The sequence below is a fragment of the Pseudomonas marvdashtae genome (genome assembly GCF_014268655.2).
In the GTDB taxonomy this organism is placed as follows: Bacteria; Pseudomonadota; Gammaproteobacteria; order Pseudomonadales; family Pseudomonadaceae; genus Aquipseudomonas; species Aquipseudomonas marvdashtae.
On the sequence record NZ_JABWQX020000007.1, the window covers coordinates 85,782 to 92,348 of the forward strand.

Sequence of the window (6,567 nt, forward strand, 5' to 3'; positions counted from 1 at the left end):
TACGGGGGACCAGCGTTCGCTGGTCCATTTGACTTAGGTAGAGACTTGTCCTGAACCGTTTGGGGAATCATTTTGTCCCATCGGAGTCGGAACAATGCTCGCCAACTTGGCAAGAGTGGTCCGCAGGAACGGTTTTTCAGCGCCGTTACCGTGCAGATACTTTATCTGGCCGTTGGTTTTTTGATCTGTTTTCGGCGAGGGTTGCTCGTGATTGTTAGTCCCTGTAATGCACCAAAAATGACTGCCAAACGGTTTAGAAACGCTCTGGTAGCGGGCTCCGCCCTGTTGTGCCTGTTTGGCGCGGGCCAACTGTGGGCATTCAGCCTGGATGATGTATCGGCGAAGGCACAAGAACTGGCCGGGCAGAAATTCGAAGCCCCGCGCAGCAATCTGCCGAACGAATTCCGCGAAATGAAATTCGCCGATTATCAGAAAATCCGTTTCCGCACCGAAAAAGCTGAATGGGCCGACCAGAAGACCCCGTTCCGGTTGTCCTTCTATCACCAAGGCATGCATTTCGATACGCCGGTGAAGATCAACGAAATCACTGCGACCACTGTCGACGAGATCAAGTACGACCCGACACGTTTCGATTTCGGCGACGTCAAATTCGATCCCAAGGCTACCGAACAGCTGGGCTACGCCGGTTTCCGCGTGTTGTACCCGATCAACAAGGCCGACAAGCAAGACGAAATCATGACCATGCTGGGCGCGAGCTATTTCCGCGTTATCGGCAAGGGTCAGGTCTATGGCTTGTCCGCTCGTGGCATGGCCATCGACACCGCATTGCCATCCGGTGAAGAGTTCCCGCGCTTTCGCGAGTTCTGGATCCAGCGTCCAAAACCGACCGACAAGCACCTGGTAATCTTCGCCCTGCTGGATTCGCCACGGGCCACCGGCGCCTATCGCCTGACCGTTCGTCCGGGCACCGATACCGTTGTCGATGTGAAATCCCGCGTGTTCCTGCGTGATCGTGTCAACAAGCTGGGCATCGCCCCGTTGACCAGCATGTTCCTGTTCGGCGCCAACCAGCCGTCCAAGGTGCTGAACTACCGTCGTGAACTCCACGATTCCAGCGGCCTGTCCATCCATGCCGGCAACGGCGAGTGGATCTGGCGTCCGCTGAACAACCCGAAACACCTGGCCGTGAGCAACTTCTCGGTAGAAAACCCGCGTGGTTTCGGCTTGCTGCAGCGCGGCCGCGATTTCAGCCACTACGAAGATCTCGACGACCGCTACGAAAAACGCCCAAGTGCCTGGATCGAGCCGAAAGGCGATTGGGGCAAGGGCACCGTCAACCTGGTTGAGATCCCGACCGCCGACGAGACCAACGACAACATCGTTGCTTTCTGGAGCCCGGAAAAACTGCCTGAGCCAGGCCAGCCGCTGGACTTTGCCTATCGCCTGCACTGGACACTCGACGAAGCCAGCCTGCACTCGCCGGACAGTGCCTGGGTCAAACAGACCCTGCGTTCCACCGGTGACGTCAAGCAGTCCAATCTGATCCGTCAGCCGGACGGCAGCGTGGCCTACCTGGTGGATTTCGAAGGTCCGTCCCTGCAAGCCCTGCCTGAAGACGCCGATGTGCGTAGCCAGGTGAGCATTGGCGACAACGGCGAGATCGTCGAGAACAGCGTGCGCTACAACCCTGAAACCAAGGGCTGGCGCTTGACGCTGCGCTTGAAGATCAAGGATCCGAGCAAGGCGACCGAGATGCGTGCCGCGTTGGTCCGCCCTCTGGTTCCTGTCGAGCTGCCTGCCACCTCGCATTCGGTGACGACCCTGGCCAAGGCCGACAAGGTCGCCAAGCAGCAGAGCGAAAAAGAGAAAGCCAACGAGCAAGCCGGCGAGCAGAAAGAAACCAAGGCCGTCAAGGCGTCCACCGCCGCTGCCGAGCCGACCACAACCCCGCAGGAACCGGAACAGACTGAGCAAGTCCTGACCGAGACCTGGAGCTACCAGTTGCCTGCCGATGAGTAATACTTCCGTACAACCAGAATCTCTTCGCGAGTATCTGGCCCATTTGCCGATGACCGATGAGCAGCGCGCCGAGCTGGCGGGCTGCAAGTCTTTCAGCGAATTGCACGAACGCCTGGCTTCTTCGACATTCGATGCACCCAACGAGGCGGCGCAAGCCTCGGTGGGCCGTCGCCTGACGTTGAGCACTGCCGAGGAACTCGAGGAAGCCGAAATGCTGGCCCTCGATTCCAGCGGCCGGGTGTGCTTGAAGGCGACTCCGCCAATTCGTCGGACCAAGGTCGTGCCGGAGCCGTGGCGCACCAATATCCTGGTGCGCGCCTGGCGCCGCCTGACTGGCCGCACCAACCCGCCGAAACCGCCCAAGGACGAGCGCGTATTGCCGCACGCGCGTTGGCGGACCGTAGGCTCGATCCGCCGCTACATCCTGCTGATCCTGATGCTCGGCCAGACCATCGTTGCCGGCTGGTACATGAAAGGCATCATGCCGTACCAGGGCTGGTCGCTGGTGGACCTGGACGAAGTGCTGCACCAACCGCTGTTGCAGACGGCCACGCAAGTGCTGCCGTATGCGCTGCAAACCAGCATCCTGATTTTGTTCGGGATCTTGTTCTGCTGGGTATCGGCGGGTTTCTGGACCGCGTTGATGGGCTTCCTCGAACTGCTCACCGGGCACGACAAGTACCGTATCTCCGGCGCCAGCGCCGGTAACGAGCCGATTCCCAAGGACGCCCGCACTGCGCTGGTAATGCCGATCTGTAACGAGGACGTGCCACGGGTATTCGCCGGCCTGCGCGCCACCTTCGAGTCCGTCGCGGCCACGGGTGACCTGGATCGCTTCGACTTCTTTGTACTCAGCGACAGCAACGAAACCGATATCTGTGTCGCCGAACAGCAGGCCTGGATGGACGTCTGCCGTGAAACCAGTGGCTTCGGCAAGATCTTCTACCGTCGTCGCCGTCGCCGCGTGAAGCGCAAGAGCGGCAACCTCGACGACTTCTGCCGTCGGTGGGGCAGCGACTACAAGTACATGGTCGTGCTCGACGCCGACAGCGTCATGAGCGGCGAATGCCTGACCAGCCTGGTACGGCTGATGGAAGCCACGCCGGACGCGGGCATCATCCAGACCGCGCCACGCGCCTCGGGCATGGATACGCTGTATGCGCGCATGCAGCAGTTCGCCACTCGGGTGTACGGTCCCTTGTTTACGGCCGGTTTGCACTTCTGGCAGTTGGGCGAATCGCACTATTGGGGCCATAACGCGATCATCCGCATGAAGCCGTTTATCGATCACTGCGCCCTCGCGCCGTTGCCCGGTAAAGGTGCGTTCTCCGGAGCGATCCTGTCCCACGACTTCGTCGAAGCCGCGCTGATGCGCCGTGCCGGCTGGGGCGTGTGGATTGCCTATGACCTGCCGGGCAGCTACGAAGAGCTGCCGCCGAACCTGCTGGACGAACTCAAGCGTGACCGTCGCTGGTGCCACGGTAACCTGATGAACTTCCGGCTGTTCCTGGTCAAGGGCATGCACCCGGTGCACCGTGCGGTGTTCCTGACCGGCGTGATGTCCTACCTGTCGGCACCGCTGTGGTTCTTCTTCCTGGTGCTGTCCACCGCGCTGCTGGCTGTGAATACACTGATGGAACCGCAATACTTCCTGGAGCCGCGCCAGCTGTATCCGCTATGGCCGCAGTGGCATCCGGAAAAAGCCATCGCGCTGTTCTCCACCACGATCGTGTTGCTGTTCCTGCCCAAGCTCTTGAGCATCATCCTGATCTGGGCAAAAGGCGCGAAGGAGTTCGGCGGCAAGTTCAAGGTGACCCTGTCGATGCTGCTGGAGATGTTCTTCTCCATGCTGCTGGCGCCGGTGCGGATGATTTTCCACACTCGCTTCGTCCTTGCTGCTTTCCTGGGCTGGGCCGCGACCTGGAATTCGCCCAAGCGTGATGATGACTCCACGCCATGGAGCGAAGCGGTCAAGCGCCACGGTCCACAAACCCTGTTGGGCTTCTTCTGGGCCTTGCTGGTGATCTGGCTGAACCCAAGCTTCCTGTGGTGGCTGGTGCCGATCGTGGGCTCCTTGATGCTGTCGATCCCAGTCTCGGTGATTTCCAGCCGTGTGGGCCTGGGCTTGAAATCCCGTGATGAAAGCCTGTTCCTGATTCCTGAGGAATACGCACCGCCGCAGGAGTTGCTGTCGACTGACCAGTACACCCATGAAAACCGTTGGCATGCCCTGAACGACGGCTTCATCCGGGCAGTGGTCGACCCGCAACAAAACGCCCTGGCGTATGCGCTGGCCACTTCGCGTCACGGCCAGGCCGAGCCGATCGAATGGCTGCGGGTCGAACGCGTTCGTCACGCCCTGAAGGTCGGCCCAGAGGGCCTCAACAACGCCGAGCGACTGGCGCTGCTGAGTGATCCGGTGGCCTTGTCCCGTCTGCATGAGCAGGTCTGGAGCGAGGCGCATCCCGAGTGGTTGGCGGCGTGGCGTGAATCGGTGAAAGCCGATCCCCATGCACCGTTGCTGCCGCTACAGCCGGTGAGCGTACAGCCTCAACTGGCTTGATGGCGTGATACGCAAAAAGCCCCGCTTCTGGAAGGAAGCGGGGCTTTTTGTTGGGCGTTATATGAGTTCTTGATCACCGCCCGTGGCAAGGTCAGGGTTGTGGATTGACGTTGTCCAGTGCTCGGTTTGCCAGCATGCCACTCAGCTCGATCAGTTGCTGAATACCAAGGGCAATATGGCGCCGCGAGCCTTTCAGGTCGAACGCAAGGTCGCTGATCATGGCGTCGGCTGAGGCCAGGTTTTCGCTGAGGTTGGCCAGCAGGCTTTCGTTGTCGATGCCATCGGCGACGGTGAAAAGCTGGCCTGGCGACGGTTTCTTCTCGGATTTGGCCTGTTTGGGGTTCAGGTAGTAATCGAGCGCGCGATCAGAAGCTTCCTGGAGTTTCTTGGGGTCGGTTTCTGTTTCTGGCGGGTTGGGTGTGACCTTGTGCATGGTTGACGCTCCTAGGGTAGTGGAGCCGCCAGATATCGCTGCTAAACGAAAATGGGTGGCGACTGTGCGCGGGTTAGCAGACCGGGACCCTAGAACCCGGCAGACCCGAAGGTCTCCCACGCACAACCGCCATGACATAGATGCGCAGGCGCTGAAGCCTGCTCACGCATGTGGAGAGCGTACGTCTAGGATTGTCCAGGCTGCTAAACCCGATCGCTGAACTGACAGCGACCCGCAAACGTTAGAGCCCAGGGCCAAGGCGCACAAGCCGGCGGATTCTGGCGTAGTTGTAGGCAATGGCGCAAGACGTCGTAGCCTTGGGATGACGGATTGTGGGAGGTAGGTGTTTTTGTATGTATATCCGTTATTTAGGTAACGGCTGCTTACGGTTTCGCTCTTACAGCGACTCACTTTTATGAAGCGTAAAAGTAAGCAAAACGCTTTTGCCCCACCACTCGGTGCCTCGCCTAGGCTCGGCATGCCCGAACGAAGGCATTGCTCCGTGGGCCCGCCGCGAAGGACCATCCATGGTCCAGCGCGGCTACCTCGGCATCCATGCCGAGGTGCCCACTCCACAATGCCTGCGTTCGGCCAGCGTGGTTAACGGGGCGCCCGAGATCAAAGTCCACCGCGAGGCGGCCTTATAGCCGACCTGGTTTGGGTGGGACTGCATTTCTCCTGTGGGAACGGGTTTGTTCGCTAACAGCTTACACATTCGACATTTTACGTTGGCGGCCGCATTAACCCGTGGCGAGGGAGCTTGCTCCCGCTGGGCTGCGCAGCCGCCCCCGATTTTGTGGTGCGGTCAATGTTGCGGATTGACGCTATCCAACATCCGGTTTGCCAATAACCTACTCAGTTCGATCAGTTGCTGAATGCCGAAGGCAACATGGCGCCGCGAGCCTTTCAGGTCGAACGCAAGGTCGTTGATCATGGCGTCGGCTGAGGCCAGGGTTTCGCTGAGGTTGGCCAGCAGGCTTTCGGTGTCGATGCCGTCTACGATGGTGAAGAGCTGGCCTGGCGACGGTTTATTCTCGGATTTGGCCTGTTTGGGGTTCAGGTAGTAATCGAGCGCGCGATCAGAAGCTTCCTGGAGTTTCTTGGGGTCGGTTTCTGGTTCTGGCGGGTTAGGTGTGACCTTGTGCATGGTTGACGCTCCTTGATTGATGGAGCCGCCAGACATCGCTGCTAAACGAGAAGGGTGGCGGCAGTACGCGGGTTAGCAGACCAGGAATCAAGGGACCCGGCGCACCGAAGTGCCCCACGCACAGCCGCCATAAAGCGGAGCTGCGTGCCTTGATAGTATGCCGAGCTGCTAAACCCGATCGCTGAACTGACAGCGACCCGCAAACGTTAGAGCCCAGGGCCAAGGCGCACAAGCCGGCGGATTCTGGCGTAGTTGTAGGCAATGGCGCAAGACTCCGTAGCCTTGGGATGACGGATTATGGGACGCAGGTATTTTTGTATGTATATCCGTTATTTAGGTAACGGCTGCTTATGGTTCCGTCCTTACGACGGCTCACTTTTGAGAAGCGCAAAAGTAAGCAAAACGCTTTTGCCCCACCACTCGGTGCCTCGCTAAGGCTCGGCA

General features: G+C 59.6%; 4 protein-coding genes. 2 read left to right on the plus strand and 2 right to left on the minus strand.

Annotated elements, in window-relative coordinates; all coding sequences use genetic code 11:
• Positions 1-237: 237 nt before the first annotated feature.
• Both HU742_RS25690 and mdoH read left to right on the plus strand, forming a co-directional pair.
• Positions 238-1,980: a glucan biosynthesis protein G gene (locus HU742_RS25690; RefSeq protein ID WP_189664450.1), complete on the plus strand. Its 1,743-nt coding sequence runs from the start codon at positions 238-240 to the stop codon at positions 1,978-1,980.
• The gene (gene mdoH, locus HU742_RS25695) at positions 1,973-4,543 is read left to right on the plus strand and encodes a glucans biosynthesis glucosyltransferase MdoH (protein WP_186638764.1); all 2,571 of its coding nucleotides are present in this window, start codon (positions 1,973-1,975) and stop codon (positions 4,541-4,543) included. Before HU742_RS25690 ends, mdoH begins: the two co-directional genes overlap by 8 nt.
• A 91-nt stretch (positions 4,544-4,634) precedes the next feature.
• Here mdoH and HU742_RS25700 read toward each other — a convergent pair whose 3' ends face one another.
• Together HU742_RS25700 and HU742_RS25705 are read right to left on the minus strand one after the other, a co-directional pair.
• Positions 4,635-4,976 carry a DUF6124 family protein gene (locus tag HU742_RS25700; protein WP_186644545.1) on the minus strand — a complete coding sequence of 114 codons (342 nt, stop codon included), beginning with the start codon at positions 4,974-4,976 and terminating at the stop codon, positions 4,635-4,637.
• A gap of 805 nt (positions 4,977-5,781) precedes the next feature.
• Positions 5,782-6,123 (minus strand): DUF6124 family protein, encoded by a 342-nt coding sequence (locus tag HU742_RS25705; protein ID WP_186644546.1) that lies wholly within the window; start codon positions 6,121-6,123, stop codon positions 5,782-5,784.
• Positions 6,124-6,567: the final 444 nt, after the last annotated feature.

Bases quoted from the DNA above. Each gene is read 5' to 3' on its own strand.
- HU742_RS25705 (WP_186644546.1), bottom strand. From the start codon at position 6,123: ATGCACAAGGTCACACCTAACCCGCCAGAACCAGAAACCGACCCCAAG.
- HU742_RS25690 (WP_189664450.1), top strand. From the start codon at position 238: ATGACTGCCAAACGGTTTAGAAACGCTCTGGTAGCGGGCTCCGCCCTG.
- HU742_RS25700 (WP_186644545.1), bottom strand. From the start codon at position 4,976: ATGCACAAGGTCACACCCAACCCGCCAGAAACAGAAACCGACCCCAAG.
- mdoH (WP_186638764.1), top strand. From the start codon at position 1,973: ATGAGTAATACTTCCGTACAACCAGAATCTCTTCGCGAGTATCTGGCC.